The organism is Parabacteroides sp. Y3-G-102 (genome assembly GCF_023656845.1).
Classification (GTDB): Bacteria; Bacteroidota; Bacteroidia; order Bacteroidales; family Tannerellaceae; genus Parabacteroides; species Parabacteroides distasonis.
Map to the genome: position 1 here is coordinate 49,659 of NZ_JAMOKU010000029.1, position 23,285 is coordinate 72,943.

Annotated in this window: 14 protein-coding genes; 3 read left to right on the top strand and 11 right to left on the bottom strand. The window is 41.7% G+C overall.

The features are described 5' to 3' along the window. Positions 1-35: 35 nt before the first annotated feature. The 7 genes from NBH16_RS14975 to NBH16_RS15005 form a co-directional block, all read right to left on the bottom strand. The gene (locus NBH16_RS14975; protein ID WP_048928386.1) at positions 36-668 is read right to left on the bottom strand and encodes an HAD family hydrolase; all 633 of its coding nucleotides are present in this window, start codon (positions 666-668) and stop codon (positions 36-38) included. A gap of 122 nt (positions 669-790) precedes the next feature. Then, complete coding sequence (locus tag NBH16_RS14980; RefSeq protein ID WP_217773601.1) at positions 791-2,038, bottom strand: DUF1015 domain-containing protein; 1,248 nt, start codon at positions 2,036-2,038, stop codon at positions 791-793. 72 nt (positions 2,039-2,110) lie between these two features. Beyond that, the gene (locus tag NBH16_RS14985; RefSeq protein ID WP_250788824.1) at positions 2,111-3,034 is read right to left on the bottom strand and encodes an NAD(P)-dependent oxidoreductase; all 924 of its coding nucleotides are present in this window, start codon (positions 3,032-3,034) and stop codon (positions 2,111-2,113) included. A 17-nt stretch (positions 3,035-3,051) separates the two neighbouring features. Next, positions 3,052-4,119, bottom strand: coding sequence for a 3-phosphoserine/phosphohydroxythreonine transaminase (serC, locus tag NBH16_RS14990; RefSeq protein ID WP_005855647.1), 1,068 nt, complete (start codon positions 4,117-4,119; stop codon positions 3,052-3,054). A 132-nt stretch (positions 4,120-4,251) separates the two neighbouring features. Next, positions 4,252-5,523, bottom strand: coding sequence for a replication-associated recombination protein A (locus NBH16_RS14995; protein WP_005865358.1), 1,272 nt, complete (start codon positions 5,521-5,523; stop codon positions 4,252-4,254). Between the two features lie 481 nt (positions 5,524-6,004). Next, complete coding sequence (locus NBH16_RS15000; RefSeq protein ID WP_048928384.1) at positions 6,005-7,573, bottom strand: SusD/RagB family nutrient-binding outer membrane lipoprotein; 1,569 nt, start codon at positions 7,571-7,573, stop codon at positions 6,005-6,007. 22 nt (positions 7,574-7,595) lie between these two features. Further along, a complete protein-coding gene (locus NBH16_RS15005; protein ID WP_122297420.1) occupies positions 7,596-10,793 on the bottom strand; it encodes a SusC/RagA family TonB-linked outer membrane protein in 3,198 nt (1,065 codons plus the stop codon). 692 nt (positions 10,794-11,485) lie between these two features. Between NBH16_RS15005 and NBH16_RS15010 the strand changes: the two genes are divergently transcribed. Continuing rightward, on the top strand, positions 11,486-14,659 hold the full coding sequence (locus tag NBH16_RS15010; RefSeq protein WP_005865351.1) for a SusC/RagA family TonB-linked outer membrane protein: 3,174 nt from the start codon (positions 11,486-11,488) through the stop codon (positions 14,657-14,659). A gap of 15 nt (positions 14,660-14,674) precedes the next feature. Then, on the top strand, positions 14,675-16,204 hold the full coding sequence (locus NBH16_RS15015; RefSeq protein ID WP_005865349.1) for a SusD/RagB family nutrient-binding outer membrane lipoprotein: 1,530 nt from the start codon (positions 14,675-14,677) through the stop codon (positions 16,202-16,204). 90 nt (positions 16,205-16,294) lie between these two features. Here NBH16_RS15015 and NBH16_RS15020 read toward each other — a convergent pair whose 3' ends face one another. The 4 genes from NBH16_RS15020 to NBH16_RS15035 all read right to left on the bottom strand — a co-directional run bounded on the left by NBH16_RS15020 (position 16,295) and on the right by NBH16_RS15035 (position 22,693). Next, a complete protein-coding gene (locus NBH16_RS15020) occupies positions 16,295-17,473 on the bottom strand; it encodes a site-specific integrase (RefSeq protein WP_005865347.1) in 1,179 nt (392 codons plus the stop codon). A 188-nt stretch (positions 17,474-17,661) separates the two neighbouring features. After that, positions 17,662-18,162 (bottom strand): lipid-binding protein, encoded by a 501-nt coding sequence (locus NBH16_RS15025; RefSeq protein ID WP_008771702.1) that lies wholly within the window; start codon positions 18,160-18,162, stop codon positions 17,662-17,664. 43 nt (positions 18,163-18,205) lie between these two features. Further along, complete coding sequence (locus tag NBH16_RS15030; protein ID WP_005865342.1) at positions 18,206-19,678, bottom strand: SusD/RagB family nutrient-binding outer membrane lipoprotein; 1,473 nt, start codon at positions 19,676-19,678, stop codon at positions 18,206-18,208. A 27-nt stretch (positions 19,679-19,705) separates the two neighbouring features. After that, positions 19,706-22,693, bottom strand: coding sequence for a SusC/RagA family TonB-linked outer membrane protein (locus tag NBH16_RS15035; protein WP_262496758.1), 2,988 nt, complete (start codon positions 22,691-22,693; stop codon positions 19,706-19,708). Positions 22,694-23,069: 376 nt separating this feature from the next. On the opposite strand from NBH16_RS15035, the gene NBH16_RS15040 reads away from it, so the two are divergent. Beyond that, a partial coding sequence (locus NBH16_RS15040) for a carboxypeptidase-like regulatory domain-containing protein (protein ID WP_080707586.1) occupies positions 23,070-23,285 on the top strand: 216 nt, incomplete at its 3' end.

Sequence of the window (23,285 nt, forward strand, 5' to 3'; positions counted from 1 at the left end):
CAATGATATAGATTTAATTAAGAGGAATAGAGATCCTATGATTTTGAGAGTATTTCATCGAGCCTCCCTCTCCAATCCTCTCCATTCAAAGGCTGATAGGTATGGAACCCTAGTTCCTGCCCCACTACGATATTATTCTTACCATCATCTACAAATAATGTTTCCTCTGGTTTGATTCCTGAATCCAAGACCATGCGATCAAAAATTTCACGATCCGGCTTCGTGACACCGATCTCATAAGAGAGATACAATTTATCGAAATAATCATTTAATGGACGGCCCGACGGCGTAAACTCTTTTGTCTGTGCCCATTCAAGCTGTATGATCGGATTTGTATTGCTCAATAAATAGACTTGATATCTCTCACGGAGTTTTAATATGTAATCCAATTTATATTGGGGAACGCCGCCAATGAAGCCAAACCAAGCCCAACAAATATCCTCATAAGAAAGGTCTTTACCCGTATACTTCCGTAAATAGCGACAAAACTCCTCTACTCCGATCTTTCCGGTCTCCAGATCTTGAAAAACCCCTTTTTGTTCGTAAGGATCTATCAATCCATCGGCATCTTTGACCCCAATCTCTATTAAACGACGAACAGGTTCATCCCGGTCCAAATCTATGATAACGCCCCCCAGATCGAATACTATATTTTTTATTTTACCCATTGCGATACTATTTAAGTCCTAAAGATACAATTTATTCCGTATATCTAGGTTACAAGGATAAAAAAGGGTATAATCTTCAACGATTATACCCCAATCCAAAGCTATATTTATGTATATAAGACTTAATCCAATTTATGGATCACCAAACCGGAGCGAAGCTTCGGTTCGAACCACGTCGTCTTCGGCGGCATGATATTACCCGTATCGGCGATATCCATCAATTGCTTCATCGTAACGGGATACAAAGCCAAGGCAACCTTCATCTCACCGCTATCCACACGGCGTTTCAATTCACCCAGGCCACGGATACCTCCCACGAAATCGATTCGCTTGTCCGAACGTAAATCCTTAATGCCTAAAATCTCATCCAGAATCAAGTTCGAAGAGATCGTGACATCCAATACGCCTATCGGGTCATTATCATCGTACGTACCGGGCTTAGCGGTCAAAGAATACCATTTCCCTCCTAAATACAGGGAGAAATTGTGCAAGGCACCCGGTTTGTAAATAGCAGAGCCCTTCTCCTCTACCACGAAGTTTTTCGTTAATCTCTCAACGAATTGTTCCTCGGTCAAGCCGTTCAAGTCTTTTACCACACGGTTGTAATCGATAATGGTCAATTGGTTGGCCGGGAAGCAAACAGCCATGAAATAGTTATACTCCTCGTCTCCCTTATGACCCGGGGTTTGCTTGGCCTTCTCCGCTCCTACCAAAGCAGCAGCGGCGGAACGATGATGTCCGTCGGCAATATACAACGCAGGCATCTCCCCGAATAACTCCGTGATGCGGGCGATGTCCTTATCCTCATCGATAATCCAGAACGTATGGCCGAAACCGTCTAATTTCGCCACGAAATTATATTCGGGCTCACGAGCCGTATATTTCATAACGATAGCGTCTAACTCTGAGTTGTCGGGATAAGCGAAGAATACCGGCTCGATATTAGCGTTGTTGACACGTACGTGCTTCATGCGATCCTCCTCCTTGTCACGGCGGGTCAGCTCATGTTTCTTGATCGTGCCATTCATATAATCGGGAACATAAGCCCCGACTACCAACCCATATTGAGTCTTGCCATTCATGGTTTGGGCATAAACATAATAGCATTCTTTCTGATCCTGAACCAACCAACCTTTTTCCTGAAAATTATTGAAATTGGCGGCGGCCTTCAGGTAAACAGCCGGATCATGCTCATCCGTCCCTTCTGGGAAATCGATTTCCGGTTTAATGATATGGTAAAGGGATTTCTCGTTTCCTTCCGCTTCCGCACGAGCTTCTTGCGAGTTCAATACGTCATAGGGACGGGAAGCCACCTCCTCTATAAATTCTTTTGGCGGACGAACTCCCTTGAAAGGTTTTATTTTTGCCATGGTAATTAAATCTAATTGGTTTATGTATCAATGTAGAGACGGGGCGTGCCCCGTCTCTACAACCGGATATTCTTATTTATTAACCCGATACTTTTCATTGCCATTCACCAAGAAATCAACGATCTGCTTGGCGGCGGCGATACCAGCGTTGATATTAGCCTCGGCGGTCTGGGCACCCATCTTTTTCGGGGTGCTGAAATAACGACCGGCATATTTCTCGGCCAATTCCGCATGGATAGCGGGCATAATATCTGTCAAGTACTTGAAGTCCGGACGCTCTTCCAACATCTTAGCGAGTCCAGCCTCATCCATCACCTCCTTACGAGCCGTATTCACTACGATAGCTCCCTTCGGCATGGAATTCATCAACTCGAAATTGATAGAACCCTTCGTCTCGGCCGTAGCCGGAATATGCAAAGAGACGATTTGGCAAGCCTTAAACAAATCGGCTGTAGAAGCTACAGCCTTCACACCATCGGCCTCAATCACGGAAGCCGGACAGAACGCATCGTAAGCGTAAACCTCCATACCGAAGCCTTTAGCGATACGAGCCACGTTACGGCCCACGTTTCCATAAGCCAAGATACCCAATTTCTTTCCTTTCAACTCTGTTCCGGAAGTACCGTTATAGAAATTACGAACCCCGTACACCAACATACCGAATACCAATTCGGCGACAGCGTTAGAGTTTTGTCCCGGCGTATTCATCACGCATACCTTATGGGCAGTAGCCGCATCCAAGTCCACGTTATCATACCCCGCACCGGCACGAATCACGATCTTCAGGTTCTTAGCGGCATCCAATACCTCAGCGTCCACCTTATCGCTACGGATAATCACGGCATCAGCATCCTTAACCGCATCCAGCAATTGCGCCTTCTCTGTATATTTCTCCAAAAGAGCCAGTTCCATGCCAGCGCCTTCCACTACCTCCCGGATGCCTTTCACAGCGACAGCGGCGAAAGGTTTCTCTGTAGCAACTAATATCTTTGCCATGTCTGAATCCTCCTTAATTAATGTTGTTTCTCGAACTCTTTCATGCAAGCTACCAAAGCCTCCACGCTGCTCTTCGGCATCGCGTTATAAAGAGAGGCACGGAAACCACCTACAGAACGGTGTCCCTTGATACCTACCATACCAGCGGCAGTAGCATATTTACTGAACTCGTCCTCCAACTCCTTATACTCATCATTCATCACGAAACAAACATTCATGATCGAACGATCTTCCTCCGCTACCGTACCACGGAACAACTTATTGCGATCGATCTCATCGTATAAGATCGCCGCGTTCTCAAGATCCTTCTTCTCCATAGCGGCGATACCACCTTGTTCCTTATACCATTTCAAGGTCTGTAAAGCCGCGTAAATAGGCAATACAGGAGGTGTATTGAACATGGAATCCTTTTTAATATGGGTAGCGTAGTTCAACATGGTCGGGATCGGACGGTCTACATGCCCTAAAGCGTCCACACGAACGATAGCCAAAGTCACGCCGGCAGGAGCCAAGTTCTTTTGAGCACCCGCATAGATAATATCATATTTGGAAATATCGATCGGACGAGAGAAAATATCGGAAGACATATCGCAAACCAAACGTTGCTTCACATCCGGATCCTTACGCATCTCTGTTCCGTAAATCGTATTATTAGAAGTAAAATGGAAATAATCCGAGTCATCAGCGATCGCATAACCCTTCGGGATGTAAGTATAGTTCTTGTCTTTGGAAGAAGCGACAACATCTACCTCCCCAAACAACTTAGCTTCCTTGATAGCGTTCGAAGCCCATGTGCCGGTATCCAAATAAGAGGCTTTCTTATTCAACAGATTGTAAGGAACCATACAGAACTGCATGCTGGCGCCACCGCCCATGAATACAACCTCATAGCCTGCCGGAACATCCAGTAATTCCTTGATCAACGCACGTGCCTCGTCGTTTACGGCTACAAACTCCTTACTTCTATGAGAGATCTCAAGAAGTGATAACCCCATACCCGCAAAATTTTCTACCGCAGCGGCTGTATTCTTAATTGTATACTCGCTCAAGATAGAAGGACCTGCATAAAAATTGTGCTTCTTCATACCAATGTCTTTTTAGAATGTTATTATAAATAAAGTAAGTATTTTTTCAAAAACAGGCGGCTAATGTAACTATTTTTTCTCATTTGCCGACACTTTTCGAGCATTTTTTAATTTACAATCAGAATATGTCAATTAAAAACGATCTCCCCAAAGGCGCCTCATTTGCTCAATTAGTTTGTGCTCGGCCGGATTTTCCTGTCCTTTCCACAAACGTTCGCCCAAAATTTCCTTCGGAAGATACTCCTGCTTTACAAAATGATTTTCGTAGTCGTGCGCATATTTATATTCCTTGCCATACTCCAATTCAGCCATTAATTTGGTAGGCGCGTTGCGTAGATGAAGCGGTACGGGTAAATTCCCAGTCCGGTTAACAAGTGCCAAAGCGTCGTTGATCGCCATATAGGCCGAATTACTTTTCGGGCTGCAAGCCAGATAAACGGTCGTCTCGGCCAGGATGATCCGGCCCTCCGGCCAGCCGATCTTCTTCAAGGCATCGAAACATGCGTTCGCCAGCAAAAGCGCATTCGGATTCGCCAATCCGATATCCTCAGAAGCGGAGATCACCAACCGCCGTGCGATAAACTCAGGGTCTTCTCCCCCGGCCACCATACGGGCGAGCCAGTAAATGGCGCCATCGGGATCGCTACCCCGGATCGACTTGATAAAAGCGGAGATTATATCGTAATGCATCTCCCCTCCCTTATCATACGCCGCAGGGTTCTCCTGCAACCTCTCCACTACCTTCTCATCCAGAATCTCAATATCGTCACTCTCCTCGGCAGACACCACCAGTTCCAGAATATTCAGCAACTTCCGAGCGTCTCCTCCCGAGTAACGTAACATGGCATCCGTTTCCGTCAGCCTTATGTTTTTATCCTTCAGAACGACATCCTCGGCGATCGCCTTATGCAATAGCGTAAGCAAGTCATTCTTGTCCAGCGATTTCAACACGTACACCTGACAACGGGATAACAAAGGACGGATTACCTCGAACGAGGGATTCTCCGTGGTTGCCCCAATCAGCGTCACCACGCCCGTCTCTACGGCGTTCAGCAATGAGTCTTGCTGCGACTTACTGAACCGGTGTATCTCATCAATAAACAATATCGGTGATACCGTATTGAAGAAGCGGTTGCTCTTGGCCTTCTCTATCACCTCCCGCACGTCCTTCACTCCCGAACTGATCGCGCTTAACGTATAAAAAGGCGCATCCAACTTATTCGCTATGATCTGCGCTAAGGTAGTCTTCCCGACTCCCGGCGGCCCCCACAATATAAAAGAGGGAACCCGTCCCGCATCAATCATCTTCCTCAACACGGCTCCCTGGCCTACCAGGTGCTTCTGTCCGATATAATCATCCAACGTCTTCGGACGTAATCTCTCTGCTAATGGTTGACTCATCATGGAAGCAAAAGTCGGACATTTTATTTACTTTTCAAAGGATAAGTCAAGAAATTTATCGTATAAAAAGAATGTTAAACAACAGGAAATAGTGACATAATGAAAGAGTAATCATCACAAACACACTTTTACCCATATAATATACTAACATTATGACAATAAAAATTTAACATTCCCTTAGTTCCCTATCCTTTTTATCCCATACTTTTAGCGATATCTTCTTAACACATTATACCTTCTTTCTTGAAGCATTAAATATCTATCAACTGGTGCATGATCGTCCAACAGTTGGTGCATGATCATGCAACGACTGTTAGATGATCATGCACCAATTGTTAGATGATCTATATTTCCATATAAAACCAATAAGCCTTCCAAGGAAATGGGATAAGGGAAGCTATCAAAACATGTAAGATATATAACAAAAAAAGATGCCCCTCCATAATCGGAGAGGCACCCTATACATTATATTATATATGTTAGATTAGCGAGTTCCGCCAGCCCACCATACAGGCTCTGAATATACGTATTGACCGTCGCCATAAGCGGCTTTTACTTCCGGATTTGATACCACGTCACTATTACCATAAGGCATACGAAGAGGGAATTTTTTCGTATTCGCCAATGTCACGAAATTCTCTCCTAATCCTTTCATTCTACGGATATCATTAAAAGTCTCGGTAGCCTCTCCCGATGCTCCCCACAAAGCCAGATATTTCTGGATCATGGTCTCTTTCAAAGGATTTACAGCAAACAGTGGTTTAACTTGGTTATCGAAATATGTATTGGCCGTCTCCTCTGTCATTTTTTCTGAATTCACGACCATTTTGCTACCCATATAAGTGATAGCAGAAGAGACACTTCTTTCAGCATTTGCGATTCCGGCAGCTACTGCCTCTTTCAACGCTTTCTCGGCGTCAGACGTACGGTTTAAGCGACATAACGCCTCAGCTTGCAAGAATTTCAACTCATGATAACTCATCAACATCGTAGGAGCCGTGTTTGAATATACAAAGGCGGAAACACCATATTTCTGCATATTCTGCTCAGGAGTACCATTCGGGGCCGGAACTAAGTTCTTATCAGCAGAGCCTGTAACCTGTACGCGTTTCTTGTCAGCCGTAGTAGGAGAAAGCATCACTCTTTCCAATCGAGGATCTTTACGCTCAATCAACTTGTCCGTCAAGCTCTGGCTATTGGCAAAACCAGCGCGAGAATCGAAGTAACCAAAGAATGGGTTGATATTATTCGCATCATAGACAGCGTATGCAGCCTCGTCATCCGCAGAAGTAAAAGATTTTGATACATAGTCCAAAACCTTATTCAAATCAGCTTGCTTATCCGTGGAACGATTGATCAGACGCATCGTATAACGAGCCTTCAAACCATAAGCGAATTTAATCCATTTCTCGGCATCTCCATTATACAAATAATCATACGTACCAACCGGTGAACGATCAGACTGATTCAAATCCTCGATCGCCTTGTCCAAGGAGGCTATTATAGAGACATAAATCTCCTCTTGCTTATCTATTTTAGGATTCATATTCACCGGTGAGCCATTCTCATCCAATAAAGAAGCTTCACTATAAGGTGTATCTCCAAATATATCCGCCAATAGAGCGCCATTGTAAGCTTCCATGACCTCAGCGATACCTCTCGTCACTAAATTTCCCTCATCACGCTTACCTTCTTGACATTGACCGATAATAACACGAGCGTTCTTCAAGCTTGTATAAACATTTCCCCACGTATTCTCAAACGTAGAAGAGGCAGAAGGCTCATTCAAACGAATTTCCGCGTTATATAACTGGTTTTCGATACCCACTTCATATTCCACGTAGGAAGATGAATAGGTATTGAAGTCTCCGCTAACGTTGGAAAATGCAGTAGAAGTAATCAAGTCGGCCAAGATAAATTTGCCATCCACGCTATTTGTATGGCTCGTATCTTGGTTAATCCGATCCATTACATCCTCGGAACATCCAGCCAATGCCAAGGATACGGCCGACATAACAGCCAACCCTTTAAATGATTTTATTATTGTATTCATATATATCTGTCTTCTTTATAAATTAGAAATTTACGTTGACACCAAAACCGTAGCTAGATGTACCCGGTAAGGAGAAACGCTCGAAAGCGCCAGCCATATTGTTATTTCCTTGAGTAGCCTCTGGATCGAAGCCTTTTATCTCAGACCATACAATGATATTACGGGCGAAAACATTCACGTTTACATTCAAGTTATCTTTCTTATATACAGGATATGACAATGAAAGTTCACGCAATTTCAAGAACGAGTTGTCATAAACATAGGCTTCGTCAATGCCCCTCACGCTTTTGAAATACTCCTCTGCATCTGATCCTTTCACTCCACCCGTATAGGGAACATAGATAGGTTTACCATCCGCATCTACGCCCTTCTGTTCAACAGCAGCATAGTCAAAATGATATTTATCACTCTTACGAACCTCTCCAGATAACTTACTTGTACCATAGAAGTTCGTCTCACCAGCCGTACCACTATACATTTGTCCACCTTGCTTCCAGTCAAATACAGCAGCCAAACGGAATTTATACAACTCGATATTCGTATTGAAACCCAAACGGAAATCAGGAGAAACCTTACCGATTACTTGGGTCTCACCAGCCTCTGGTATACCTTTTTCGTTTACTACAATTCGTCCTTCGCCATCACGTTTGTAACCAACACCATAGATTACCGGGAATTTATCGCCGATACCTGCACGTACTTGAGGAGTCACGAAACCACCCAACATAATGCTCTCTACGCCCGGAGCCAACTCGTCTACATAATTGTCGATCTTTGAGAAGTTAAAAGCGAAGTCCAGCTTGAAATTCTTCGTATCAACCGGAGAGATACCTAATGTAATCTCATGTACGTTTGAGTGCATCTTTCCACCATTCATCATCATACTGGAAGCACCTGTGGAGCCAGCCAAAGGCACCTCGAAGATTTGGTCTTTCACGTTCTGACGAGAATACGTATAATTCAATGAAACTAAACCATTCAAGAAAGTCAAGTCAGTACCAAGCTCATAAGACTTCGTGTTCTGAGGCTTCAAGTTCGGATCATAAACCACGAAATAAGGAATATACGCCATATTTCCATTAATCGGATACATAATAGGTGTTCCCTGGAAGAAACCACCACCATAACCTGGCGTATAATAATAAGACGGCACATATTCTCCTGCCATACCTACCTCTGCGTAAGAGCCACGGATCTTACCAAATGTCAAGATATCATTCTTCAAGGCTTCCACTTCCGTGAATACCCATCCAAGGGATACGGAAGGATAAAAGAACGAACGGTTATCTCTCGGCATAGAAGACACGATATCGTTACGTCCCGTAACATTCAAATAAAGCATATTCTTCCAAGCCAAAGATAAGCTAGCGAAGTTACCTACCGTACGTTTTCTCTTATACTCATGAGAGCTGTTAAATACAGAAGCGTTGTTCAAATGGTTCCAGCCCGGGAAGTTGAAGCTATATCCCACGGCTTGAGTATTACTGATTCGCTTATCTACAAGCTCATTACCCAACAAAGCATCGAATACGAAGTCCTCATTGATATTCCAGTTATACGTAAACGTCAACAATGAGTTCATCTCATTTACCGTAAAACCGTATTCGCTAGCATAACCATTCGTATAACCAGTTGTACCGTAGCCGTAAATATCAGAGTAATTGGTCGTATAAGCGTCATCACCAATTTGGTATTTCACATCCAATTTATGATTGTCCGTACCAAATTTAGTAGAATACTTCAAGAACGCATTCCCGAAGAAACGTTGAGATCTCTCCGTAAAGCTATTATTGTCGCACGCCCAGTTTCCATCATCGATCCAGTTCTCACGGAACGTATTCTGAGTATAAGGATCACCTTCGATATGGGAAGGTATGCCCGCCATAGTATAACTGATAGGAGCCGTATAAACCGTAGCGGTAACACCGTCATTAGCGGTTCCTTGCTTCTTGATCTTTGATGTCACGAAGTTTCCGTTAAAACCAGTCGTCCAGTTATCATGCAATTGTGCCTCACCCGACAGCTTCACGTTATAACGATCCATTCCCGTAGAACGAACGATACCATCAGAAGTCGTATTACCCAAAGAGAATGAATAGTTTCCTTTATCGAAAGACTGAGCTACATTTACAGAGTTACTCCAAGTAACGCCAGTCTGGAAGAAATCTTTCGCATTATTATAAGCTTGGGGAGTAGCCCATGGATCCAATCCTGCCGCAGCACGCTGAGGCACATAGTATTGTCCATTATGCAATCCACCTTTCGTATATTCATTTTGTACATTACCGCCATATACAGGATCATTCGCCAAGTCAGAGATAGACGGTCCCCAGCTAAATCCCGAATATGGGTTATAAGCACCTTCATTACCTTGTCCATATTCAGTTTGTAACTCAGGTAATGTAGAAACCTTATCAAACGCAAGATTCGTGTTGAATGAGATCTGAGGTTTTCCTTTACGAGCACCTTTTCCGCTCTTTGTAGTAATAACGATCACACCATTAGAAGCACGCATACCATACAACGCAGAAGCAGCTTGTCCTTTCAAGATGTTGATACTCTCGATATCGTTCGGATCTAAGTCTACGGCACGGTTCGCATAGTCAGCTCCACTAACACTACCATTATTCATCGTATCCGTATTAACATCCGCCGTAGAAGCGATCGGCATACCATCGATCACATACAAAGGAGAGTTATCCCCTGTAAATGAACGGGCTCCACGGATCATGATCTTGGAAGATGCGCCTGGCATACCCGATGAGGAAGCGATATCGATACCGGATACTTTACCTTGCAAAGCCCCAGACAAACTAGTGTTAGCACCTTGTGTTAACTCATCCGATTTTACATCTTGCACGGCATAACCTAAAGCTTTCTTTTCCTTTGAGATACCCATAGCCGTAACCACGACCTCATCCAAGTTCTGGGTATCAGACATCAATGTTACATTTACATTGGGAGACACAACTACCTCCTTGGATTTCATACCGATGTATGAAATAACTAATTGCTTACCATCACTAGGAACATCCAAAGTAAAATTACCGTCAAAATCCGTAACTGTTCCCACAGTCGTTCCTTTTACGATAATGGACGCACCGATCACCGGCTCACCATCTTCTCCGACTACCTTACCGGTAACCTTCGAGGTCTGTGCCGAAACTACTCCTACGCTCATCGCAAGAAATAGTAGCACAGAAGTCAACTTTTTCTTCATAGACACATTCTTTTTATTTAAACTAAACTAGAAATTCAATTAAGCTTTCGTGGACTATAGTTCATACAGAACTACCAATTTTCAATATTTTATTTAGTGTAGTCATATGAAAAAAAAATTATCATATAAGTTTAGATCTATTAAAATTCTGTAATAAATATATTGGATTTGAGAGATATTGTTTATCAGCCATATTGGGAGGATAAGAAAAGCCAGCCGTTTTTCACAAATATCTACATAAAATAAAGTTGTAAATATTTTTAGTGATAAGCTATATGCTATAAAATATCCAGAATAAGTTGATATCAAGTCCAATATCATGCCTATAAAGAGTAAGCTCACTATTTGTTACGATAAAATTAAGATAAAAATAATTTTTTTATTTGTCAAAAAGAAACTATCGGCAGTGATAACTCATTGATTTGTGATACGATCATGTTACCTGAGTCGATTTAGACAGTGGTTATATTGCAAATTGACAGATTTAACAATTAAGAAAACAAAGGAAATATATCACAATAATAATAATTTGTTGTTTTTTTCAAGTATAATTTATAGTTTTGCAACCGTTTTTCATTTAATAGGTATGTCGTAAAACATAAAATGGAGTAGTTCTGTATGAACTTAGTTAATCAACCATTAAAATGCAGAGAAAACATTTTTAAGTATATAGTTAATAAATAAGTGTGTTTATGAAGAAAAAGTTGACTTCTGTGCTACTATTTCTTGCATTGAGTGCAGGTGTGGTTTCAGCACAGACCTCGAAGGTTACCGGTAAGGTAATTGGGGAAGATGGAGAGCCGGTGATCGGTGCCTCTATTATCGTAAAAGGGACAACCGTGGGAACAGTCACGGATTTTGATGGAAACTTTGAACTAGAAGTACCTGCGAATGGTAAACAATTGGTTATTTCATACATCGGTATGAAATCTCAAGAAGTTGCGGCCACTTCTAATGTAAATGTAAAACTATTAGCCGATACCCAGAACTTGGATGAGGTCGTGGTTACGGCTATGGGTATCTCAAAGGAAAAGAAAGCTTTAGGTTATGCGGTTCAAGATGTGAAAGCGGATGAGTTGACGAAAGGAGCTAATACTAGTTTGTCTGGCGCATTACAAGGTAAGGTTTCTGGAGTGGAGATCTCTCCTTCTTCCGGTATGCCGGGTGCCTCTTCTAAGATCACGATTCGTGGTTCCAGATCTTTTACAGGGGATAATACTCCTTTGTATGTGATTGACGGTATGCCTGTCGCTTCAACGGCTGATGTGGACACCGGTAGTTCTGTTTCCGGTACGGACTTTGCATCTCGTGCGGTGGATATCGATCCAAACGATATTGAAAGCATTAATATATTAAAGGGACAGGCCGCATCTGCCTTGTATGGTATGCGTGCAACAAATGGAGTAATTGTCATTACGACCAAAAGTGGAAAGGGAGCCCGTAAAGGAAAACCTCAGGTCGCTTTTAATACCAGCTTATCTTTTGATAAGGTTTCAACGATGCCTGAATACCAAAAAGTGTATGCGCAGGGTACAAATGGCAAGTATAGCCCGTATGCTTCAACTTCTTGGGGACCACTAATCAGCGAATTGCCTAACGATCCGACTTATGGAGGAAATACGGATAATGAGTTTACCAAGCAATATGGTAAGCATGAAGGTATGTATTATGTACCTCAGCGGGCCGCTGCGGGATTAGACCCTTGGGCTCAACCACAAGCTTACGACAATATCAAGGATTTCTTCAACGTGGGTACGACATGGAGTAACTCCGTGAATGTAGCTCAAGCTTTTGATAAAGGTAACTATTCCTTCTCGATCGGTAATACTACGCAAGATGGTATTATTCCAAATACAGGCATGGACCGATACAACGCAAAAATGAGTGCCGAAGCTCAATTACACAAGAACTGGTCTACTGGATTTACCGGTACCTATGTAAATTCGAAGATCAGCAAGCAGTCTAGTGCCAATAATGGAATCTTAGCTACTGTTTACGGAGCTCCTTCTAGCTACGATTTAGCCGGTATCCCAAGTCATGTTGAGGGTGACCCGTATACACAAAATACATTCCGTAGCACATCAGGTTTTGACGGAGCTTATTGGGCGGTAGATAACAACGAGTTCTTGGAACGTTCACAACGTTTCTTTGGAAATACTTATTTGAAATATTCTACGAAGTTCAATACCGATAATCACAAATTGGATGTCAAGTATCAATTGGGTGTGGACTCTTATACGACTAATTATACGGATTCTTGGGGTTATGGACATGCAAATGGTTATGGAGAGATTGATCACTATGGATATTCAATCACGGAGTTGAACTCTTTGTTGACCGCTGCATATACTTGGAATATCAATGAAGATTGGTTGTTCGATGCCCTTGTTGGTAATGAATTGGTAGAGAATCAGCGGAAATTTTACGAGTCTTATGGAGCGAACTATAACTTCCCGGGTTGGAATCATATAGATAATGCTACAACTATGGTAGCATCCGAGTCATTACGCCGGAAACGCACAGTTGGTAACTTTGCTAGCATTTCATTGTCTTACGCTAACATGGTTTACTTCAACGCAACTGTTCGTAACGATATCGTATCTAATATGCCTCGTAACAACCGCTCATTCACTTATCCATCTGTTTCCTTGGGCTGGATTTTCACAGAATTAGAACCATTGAAGAATAATGTCTTGACTTATGGTAAATTACGTGCTTCTTACGCCGAAGTAGGACAGGCTGGAGATTATTATGATTCTTATTATACTACACCTGTTTACGGTGGTGGTTTTTATGGTTCTACGCCTATACAATATCCTATGAGTGGAATTACGGCGTTCACTCCATATGCTCGTGTGTATGATCCGAATTTGAAACCTCAGAACACGAAGTCTTATGAGTTAGGTGTGGATTTGACCTTCTTGAATGGTCTTTTCTCATTGAACTATACCTTCTCTCGGCAGAATGTGAAGGATCAGATATTTGAGGTTCCTTTGGCTGGTTCTACAGGCTCTGCAGAATTAGTAACCAATGGTGGCGCTATCCATACGAACGCTCATGAGATTACTTTGGGAATCAATCCGATCAATACGAAGAATTTTAAATGGGATATGGCATTTAACTTCTCTAAGATCGATAACTACGTAGATGAGCTGGCTCCGGGTGTAGAGAGTATTTTCTTGGGAGGTTTCGTTGATCCGCAGGTACGTGCGAATATTGGCGATAAATTCCCTGTAATCTATGGTACGACTTTCTTGCGTAATGACAACGGTGATATTGTCGTAGACGAAGATGGCTTGCCTCAGATCGGTAGTGAGGGTGTGATCGGTAAGGTTTCCCCGGATTTCCTCTTGGGTTTTAATACTAATTTTGAGATTTACAAATTCCGTATCGGCGCTACGTTCGATTGGAAATGTGGTGGACAGATGTATAGCGGTACATTGAACACGTTGAACTATTATGGTACAAGTATGGAGTCTGTTGAAAGTCGTACGGCCGAGACTTTCCGTTTTAGTCATCCGGCTGTAAAGCAGTTGGAAGATGGTTCCTATGTAGCTAATGACATAGATATCAAAGGCGAAGACGCTTTATCATATTATGACCGCATGACGCTTATTTCCGAAGCTGGTATCTATGACAGTGGTTTCTTGAAACTACGTGAGTTGTCCGTTAGTTATCCGGTATGGGATAAGAATGGAATCAACGTGAACTTAAATGTTTTTGCCAGAAATATCATTCTTTGGTCTGAGTTGAAAGGTTTGGATCCTGAGGCTTCTCAAGGTAATAATAATATGGGCGGTGGCTTCGAGCGCTTTTCTATGCCGGGTGCTTCGAGCTATGGCTTCGGTTTAAATGTGAAATTCTAATAAAGGAAACAAAAGATGAAACTTCAAAATATCTCAAAAAAATTATTGACGGGAGTTGTTTTCACCGCAGCCTTGGTCTCTTGCTCTGAGGATAAGATGGATGAGATCAACAAAGATCATAATCATACCACAGCAGTTCCCGCAAAGATGATCCTTACGGATGTCATGACTTCGACTGCGTTTAGCGTGGTTAGCGGCGATTTCAATTTATATGGTGGTATGTATGTGGAACATGAGACAGGTTCGCATAATCAATTCTACTATGCGGAAACCCGTTCTTCTTGTACATCGGCTTCTACCTTTAATAACTCATGGGGGGGAACCTATTCGACACTGAAAGATGCTTTGATCTCTGTCAAAGTCGCAGAAGAAGAGCAGAACTTCATAACAAAAGGCATTGCGGAACTTTTCGTGGCTTACAATTTGGCGATCTTGACAGATATGTATGGTGATACACCTTGGAAAGAGGCTTGTGACTATACAGTATCTATGACTCCCGCTATCGATAAACAAGAGGAGATTTATAAGGATATCATGGCCTATGTGGATGCCGCAATTGAAGATCTTCAGAAATCAGATCTGACGAGCCTGTCTAATCAAGATTTGATTTATAAAGGTGACGCTTCGGCTTGGCTAAAGACAGCTTATGGCTTGAAGGCTCGTTATACGATGCGCTTGATGGGACGTAGCGCTGATGTTAAGGGCGATATGGAAAAGGTGTTGGATTATATTTCCAAGTCGTACACCTCGGCAGCCGAGCAATGTAGCTATGCTATGTATGGTGTGGGTGTTAATATCAACCCATTTTTCGGAGTATTCTATTCTCGTTTAGGTGAAGTAGCCAGCCGAAGTATGTTTGATAAATTGAATGAGCGTAATGATCCGCGTATCAGACGTTGCTATGTGGAGGCTAACAGCCAAACGATGATTGCTTCTAAGGATGATCCATTATTGAATCTTGCTCATAATGGTGATTTAGTGCAAAGTCAGTTAGAATATACTGTTTCCATGTTCTGTGCAGCTCAAACCGCTCCGACTCACATCTTAAGTTATCATGAGGTATTGTTCTTAAAGGCAGAGGCTTTGTGTCGTTTAAATCGTAAGGATGAGGCAAAAGCAGTGTTGAAAGAGGCTGTTGTCGCAGGTATGGCTAATATGGAGGTTAATATCAAGTCTGCCCTCGCTTCTGATTATTGGGGAGGTTTCTTGAATGTAACAAACGAGGTGACACCGGAGGAGGCCGCTTCTTACTTTGATGAGAATGTCGCTCCCTTATTCGATGCTAATCCTTTGAAAGAGACGATGATTCAGAAATATATTTCTTTCTGGAACGCGGATGGAGAGTCTACCGAGTGCTATAATGACGTACGTCGTTTGAAGAGCTTGGGTGAGGATATTTATGGCTTGCAAAATCCGGGTAAGTTCCCGTTAAGATGTCCGTATGGTAACGATGATACTACGACTAATCCTAATATACAAGCTGCTTATGGTGATGGTCAGTATGTGTTTACCGAAAACGTATGGTGGGCTGGCGGAACTCGCTAATCAAGATATAAAAGCATAACGAGTGACAACATTCAAAAAAGGGGAAGAATATCTTAATGATATTTTTCTCCTTTCTTATAAATCCACATTCTAGCCGAACTTCAATCGTGTCTCAATCTTCTCAAGATCGCGGACAATCGTCATATCCATGATATTGCTATAGATCTCGGTAGTACGAACACTTTTATGCCCTAACAACTTTTGTACCGTAGTTATATTCGCTCCATTATATAATAATAAGGTAGCATTTGTATGCCGAGCCGTATGAAAAGATACCTTCTTATCAATACTTGCCAATTGGCTGATTCGGCGTAATTGCTTATTCACGTTTGAATTAGAGGATAAGGGAACACCAAACAGGGTTCTCGGCGCATTCTTATATCGCTCATAGATAGGTAAAGATTTACCCTCGAACAAGAGAAATAGCGGCAAACGGACACTCACGTCTGTCTTCACCGATGAATAAACCAGCCAAACCTTATCATCAATAATCAAAAAGTTCTCTTTCGTTATACTTACTATGTCTGAGAAACGTAATCCCGTGTAGCAACTAAATAAAAACATATCCAGACACCGGCGCAATGTACGCTGCCCATCCAGCTTTAAGTTTTCCAAACGACCTAACTCCTCAGGCGTTAAATGAGTACGCTTACTCTCTTGATATTTAATCTTATATTTCCGAAATGGATATTTGTGCAACTCGAACAACTCCTTATTAATCGCCAAGTTGATATATCGTTTCAAATGCTTCATATGTTTAGCGATCGTATTTCGATGATACTCCTGCTTCAATAAAAAATATTCAAAATCGCATAAGAAATTGAAATTAATATCCTTAAACAGAACGTCCTTCTTGTATAAGGATAGAACATGCAAAGTGGACAAATGGTTTTTTAACGTCGATTCTTTTAAATTACTATGTAAAATCTCCTCACGCATGAAAACAAGAAAAGAGGAAGACGTAGATATCGAAGAGGTCTCCTCACGCAGATCCTTCAACGAAAAACCGTTATTCGCTTGTCTCTTCTCCAGCTCATCTCTCTCCAACTCCATAACATAGTTCTGAAGATACAGGTTTAACGCATCCATATTCGGATGATTCTTTATGGAACGTCTCTTGTTGTCCCATTGACAAGGTTTCACATAAACCTTCGTTGAAAAATACCTCTTTTGCCTATTCAAATAGGCCTCTACTTGAATCAAAGCTTTTCCTTCCGCATTCAATTGCTTTTTTCGATTAAACACTAAGTTGTAAATTACTTTTTCCATGATACATTTATATATTATCTGATTGTAAACACGAAGGAACAATAATAAGTTCTTTGTAGCACAATCTACAAACTAAAAGTTTGTTATCACGGATTACCAACTAATAAAAAACCATATATCAAAGTAAATAAAAAGGGCCTGCCAAATACATGGCAGGCCTCTCCTACTTTTCAAGATATTAAATCATATCAATAATCTTCACCTTCCCAACCTGTTTTACGGAATCCTTTAACCGTCATCGACTTTCCATTTTGAGTCAAGGTAAATTCAATGGCATCCACTTTTGTATTGGCTTGAGTAGTATAACCATCCACAATTACTTTACCAGAGATATTGAAGGTTACAGTAGAATTTATACCATCATCCGCATGGAGCAGATTAGCGATACCATCCCCATCAAAAGATTTAGAAGCTACATCGCAATGAATCTTGCCACGTACTCCCCAGTCGTTTGTGGCAACACTCATTTTTATCCACATCTTATCCGTGGCATCATCAGTCGTATTGTAAGTATTGCAGGTCACACCTTCCGCCAAGACACCACCATCCTCACCTGTAACATTAACTACCCATTCGCCACATAAAGGATAAATGGCCGTGTATTCTATCTCGTAATCACCATAGGTCTCACAAGAAGAAAAGGTGACCAACGCCAATAAGATAACCAGTAATTTATTTATCTGTTTCATATTCAAAAAGCTTTTCTGATTAATATACATTTATAACACCCATTTATTTATGCCACCATTGTTTTTCCGCTAACGGAACTACCGCCGGAGTATTAGGGTTATAGTCTGAAGATGACTTCGGATACAATAAACGACGAGGATATTCACCCGGAGCCAACGCAGAACCAATGCAAGGAGTCAACTGCCCCCAAATATATCCTTCCTCATCCACATGCTTTGTCCCTAAAACAGGAATACCGGTACGATTGATATCAAACCATGCGTCCCATGCTTGACAACGAGTGGAAGCGATCCACTTCTGGGTCAAAATAGAGGTAAGCATTGAATTTTGGTCCGTACTATCGAAAGCATAAGGAGCACCTTCCGAAATAAACTCGGCAGCAGAATATCCCCAACGTTCAAACGCATAGTTCACACCTTGTTCATAAGCCACTTTCGCTTTAGCCACATCATTCAAACGAGCGTAAGCTTCCGCTTGCAGGAACGCTACCTCAGCAGCAGACATAAAATAAACAGGATCCGTAGGACCTAGCTTAGCCACAGAGATCATACGAGTTGTTACCGCTACCGAGTTTGGGCGGTCACCATACTTCAAAGCTGTTGTCTCGCCGGAGCCATCCGTATTAGGTGAATAAAAATCATTTAAACGAGGATCCTCATATTTTTTCAAATAATCGCAAACCGTAGCGCACGCACGAATATTTACAGTTGAATTCAATTTACGACGGTCATTCTCATACAATGGATTTGATTTATTTTCCAAATCTTGAAAACAGTCCATCTTAGCGTCTACACTCAGCAAATCTCCTTCGTCGAGCAATGCCTTGATAGCAGCTTTATTCGTATCGAAATCACGCATCAACAATTTTAGCTTTAAACTCTTCGCAAATTGAATCCACTTATTCACGTCACCAGCGAACACCAAGTCTTGTTTTGTAACCGAAGGCAAACCACCTGCGGTAGCCTCCGCCTTTTTAGCGATAATCTCATCCAACATCGCTAATAATCCCGGATAAACCACAGTCTTACTGTCATCATACTTTGGTGTAGTATTCTCATTTCCAAGGATAGCTTCTGTAAAAGGAATAGAGCCATAAGAGTCCACTAGGATATGATACATAAAGGCAGTCATAGTCTTACCCATTACCCAATAATTCCATTCTTGAGCCGATTCAGAGCTTTTGATAACCAAATCCAAGTCTGGCAGTGCTATTGAATAAGGTATAGACCACAAACGAGAATCGGATGCGTTAGTTATCGTATAGTTAACCAATGTATTATACTGGTTGGATGTATGTCCCTGCGTACATTGCTGAGACCACATGCTACCATATAATTCGTAAGTACCACCTACAATACTTGCTACTCCTGCGATACCAGAAGGAAGCAAAGTAGAAGAAGAGGCTTCCGTTGGATATTCCGGATTCTGGTTAATATCCAAATAATCGGAACAAGCTGTAGTCGCCATCAACAAGCAGCTAACCAGTCCTGTATATATTAAATTGTTTCTTTTCATACTATCTTTACTTTTTAAAGTTACTTATTATAATACGACTTTAATACCACCACCAAACGTACGGTTTGTCGGAGCCGCACCAAATTCACCAATTTCAGACAAGATGTCATTACCATAATTCGTACCTTCCGGATCTACGTAGTTGTTCTTTTTCGGGGTCCACATAAATAAATTACGTCCGATCAAACTAACTTGAACCATAGAGAATGGGGTTTGTTTCAACCATGCTTTCGGCAAAGAGTAAGAAAGTGTAATCTCTCTTAATTTCAAGTAATCTTTAGGTAAAATCCAATTTCTATACTGAGCGTAGTTGGAGGCGTTATTATAGTAGGTATTAACAGCGCTAGAAGCACCTCCCCAATGTACGATAGGTATATCATTCTCTACGTATTGACCATTTACGACTTTCACGGAATTAGGAACCACAAATGGTTCACGATTATTAAACACCGTATAAGTAGAGTTTCCGGCAAATGTAAGCAATTGAGAGGTATATGAATAGAACTCACCGCCATTACGCCAATCTAATACCGCTGATAAAGTAATCCCTTTCCATGTGAAATGCGTATTAAAGCCCATCAAGAAATTAGGAGTAGACGTTCCTACGATCTCTTTCTTGCTAGCATCAATTGTCGGCATACCGTTATTATCAACGATCACCTTACCATCATCGGTCGTGGCCAAAGCCGGAACCTTGAAAACGCCCAAAGGCTGACCTACTTCCGCAACGAAATCCACTTGATAGGAACTTGTCAATTTATACTCAGTTACATCATCCCATAACTCTTTCACCTCACTCCAGTTCTTACTGAAAGTAAAACCTAATCCCCACTCGAAATCTTTCGTACGAACAGGAATGCCATTCACTGCCAACTCGACACCTTGATTCGCAATCTTACCTACGTTGCGGGTCATAGACGTATAGCGAGACTCCGGAGCCAGACTAGCAGATATTATCTGATCTTTCGTACTCTTATTATAATAAGCAGCATCAATATCCAAGCGATTGTTAAACAGATGCGTTGTTAAACCGAACTCCCATTCTGTCGTGATCTCCGGACGAAGATCCATACTCGGCAAACGATTATACTCTGTCAAGCCTAATGTATTATTAATAGGTAAATATAAATCTCCAAAACCTAAACTGATTTGAGTCGGTGTAAAATAACTGCTAGTACGGTAAATCGGGGCATCGTTACCAGTCTGTCCCCAAGCTGCACGAACCTTCAAGAAATTCAGATAATCAGATTTCAAATCCTCAAACATATCCGTGATGATCAATGAAGTATTCACGCCACCATAGAAAAAGCTATTATTTCCTTGAGGTAAAGTAGATGACCAGTCGTTACGAATAGAAGCATTCACAAACCAGAAATTCTTGTAACCAAACTCACCTTGAGCGAACAAACCAACCAAACGGCGTCTATCAGAGTAAGTCGTAGTCATGGGCTTATCAACACCATTCGCTAGGTTAAACCATCCCGGTTGCTCCAAACCATACAGATAAGATTTCAAATAAGAACTCGTTTGTTGATTCAAGTTCCATCCAATCATACCATTCAAAGCGATATCCTCACCGATTTTATAATCCGCGTTTAAGAAAGCGGTCGCATCAATTTGCTCCACCTTGTCACGACGTTCCGTATAAGTACCGGGCTGCTGCTTCTTACCACCTAATTCACTCCAAGACCCTGAAGCGAAAGTCACTTTTTCATTCCATCTCTTTTGAGTAGCGTTCGTAAAGTCACCACCTAAACGTCCAACTGCCTTCAAACCTTTCATAATCTCAAAAGCAAGCTCGATCTTACCATAGACACGGTCGTCTTGATATTTATTACGATTATGATCTAACACCCAATATGGATTCTCCGCATAAGCTGTATAGAAGTTATCCGTATTAAAATAAGGATTCGTATAATCTTTCATTGAGCTAATATCTACATCCACGGCATGTTGCAAAATCTCAGAAAACATCGTTGCACCATCATCTCCTTGGCCAGCAGCAGCTTGTGTGATATCTTTACGGACATAGTTCAAGTTTAATTCCGCAGAAAAACGTTTATATTTCATATTACCTCTTAACGAGATTGTATTACGAGCATATGAATCAGCGTCACCCGGTAATACACCGTCAGACTTCACATTACCATAGGAGGCAACAAAACCAAGTTTATCATTACCCATACGAATCGAGACGTTATTATTCGTCTCAAAACCAGTTTCATAAAAATCACGAAGATTGTTCTTTACATACGAGAAAGGCTTAGAAAGCGGAGTTAATAAACCTTCTGAGCCGTCTGAGTAAGGTCCCCAGATATGATCACGACCATCCAAAACCGGTCCCCAAGAACCATTCTCCATAGGTCCGAAAGATCCCCATCCTTGTCCGAAACGATCTTGTGTTTGAGGAACACGCAATACGCTAGATCCCATAAATGAGCCATCGTACGTAACAGAAAGCTTCTCAGCCCCAGCCCGTTTTGTTGTCACCATGATAACACCATTAGCAGCCCGGCTACCATAAAGGGCAGTAGCGGAAGCACCCTTCAAGACTGTTACAGACTCAACATCCTCTGGGTTAATGTCATTAGCTTGGTTACCAAAATCCACGGAGTTAGAGAAAGAATCCTCACCTTGGAAATCATTCATAATAGGCACACCATCCACCACATACAAAGGTTGATTAGCACTGAAAGAACTGATACCACGCACGATTACTTTCTGAGAAGAGCCTGTAGCACCACCGCTAGTAATATTCAAACCCGCAACCTTACCAGTCAAGCCTGACATCACTGATCCAGACTTAGCGGCATTCAAATCTTCACTCTTCACAGTAGAGGCTGCATAGCCCAACGCCTTTTCCTGCTTTTTCATACCAATCGCAGTTACGACAACCTCCTCAAGATTCTGGGTACCAGACTGAAGGACTACCCTCAACACATCTTGTACCGGAACCTCACGAGCAATCATACCCACATAAGAAATTACCAGAGTCTTCGCGGAACCTATGAACAATATGTTATTTTTTATTATTACTTAGTTTTCGCGGAACCTCGTTATAGTCTGAAAATCATGATGTACGCAGGAATCGTTCGCTGTTATTTTATGTATATTTTTATCTCTCAAAGTGTTAAATATGTAATTCTTTATACTTGATGTAAGCCGTAATCTCTTGTGTATATATTATAATATTTAAATTAGGGGCTAAAAAAGTCTCCAAATTTTCTACCCCGTTTATCTTTTCTTATTATTTTATTGAAATTTTTTAATTATTTATTTGTTATAATAAATTTATTGTTACATTTGCATTTGTCCGAACCTTAATTTCCATGTTGCTATAAATCTATTGCGAATTAATTATATGTAAGTTAAACAAAAAAAGAGTGTGTCTATGAAGAAGTTGACTTATCTTTTACTTTGCCTAGTTTTAGGCATTGGATTGGCCACAGCTCAGACGAGGAAAGTGACAGGTACTGTTATTTCCGCCGAAGACAGTGAACCGATTATTGGTGCGTCTGTAATAGTCAAGGGTACTACTACAGGAACAGTAACGGATTTTGATGGTGCGTTCAGTTTGGATGTACCAAGTTCCGCGAAGACTCTGGTA

What these genes read in the sequence shown, in the direction of transcription:
- NBH16_RS14975 (WP_048928386.1), bottom strand. Translation starts at nt 668, where the DNA reads ATGGGTAAAATAAAAAATATAGTATTCGATCTGGGGGGCGTTATCATA.
- NBH16_RS15020 (WP_005865347.1), bottom strand. Translation starts at nt 17,473, where the DNA reads ATGGAAAAAGTAATTTACAACTTAGTGTTTAATCGAAAAAAGCAATTG.
- serC (WP_005855647.1), bottom strand. Translation starts at nt 4,119, where the DNA reads ATGAAGAAGCACAATTTTTATGCAGGTCCTTCTATCTTGAGCGAGTAT.
- NBH16_RS14980 (WP_217773601.1), bottom strand. Translation starts at nt 2,038, where the DNA reads ATGGCAAAAATAAAACCTTTCAAGGGAGTTCGTCCGCCAAAAGAATTT.
- NBH16_RS14985 (WP_250788824.1), bottom strand. Translation starts at nt 3,034, where the DNA reads ATGGCAAAGATATTAGTTGCTACAGAGAAACCTTTCGCCGCTGTCGCT.
- NBH16_RS15010 (WP_005865351.1), top strand. Translation starts at nt 11,486, where the DNA reads ATGAAGAAAAAGTTGACTTCTGTGCTACTATTTCTTGCATTGAGTGCA.
- NBH16_RS15025 (WP_008771702.1), bottom strand. Translation starts at nt 18,162, where the DNA reads ATGAAACAGATAAATAAATTACTGGTTATCTTATTGGCGTTGGTCACC.
- NBH16_RS15030 (WP_005865342.1), bottom strand. Translation starts at nt 19,678, where the DNA reads ATGAAAAGAAACAATTTAATATATACAGGACTGGTTAGCTGCTTGTTG.
- NBH16_RS14995 (WP_005865358.1), bottom strand. Translation starts at nt 5,523, where the DNA reads ATGATGAGTCAACCATTAGCAGAGAGATTACGTCCGAAGACGTTGGAT.
- NBH16_RS15015 (WP_005865349.1), top strand. Translation starts at nt 14,675, where the DNA reads ATGAAACTTCAAAATATCTCAAAAAAATTATTGACGGGAGTTGTTTTC.
- NBH16_RS15000 (WP_048928384.1), bottom strand. Translation starts at nt 7,573, where the DNA reads ATGAATACAATAATAAAATCATTTAAAGGGTTGGCTGTTATGTCGGCC.
- NBH16_RS15005 (WP_122297420.1), bottom strand. Translation starts at nt 10,793, where the DNA reads ATGAAGAAAAAGTTGACTTCTGTGCTACTATTTCTTGCGATGAGCGTA.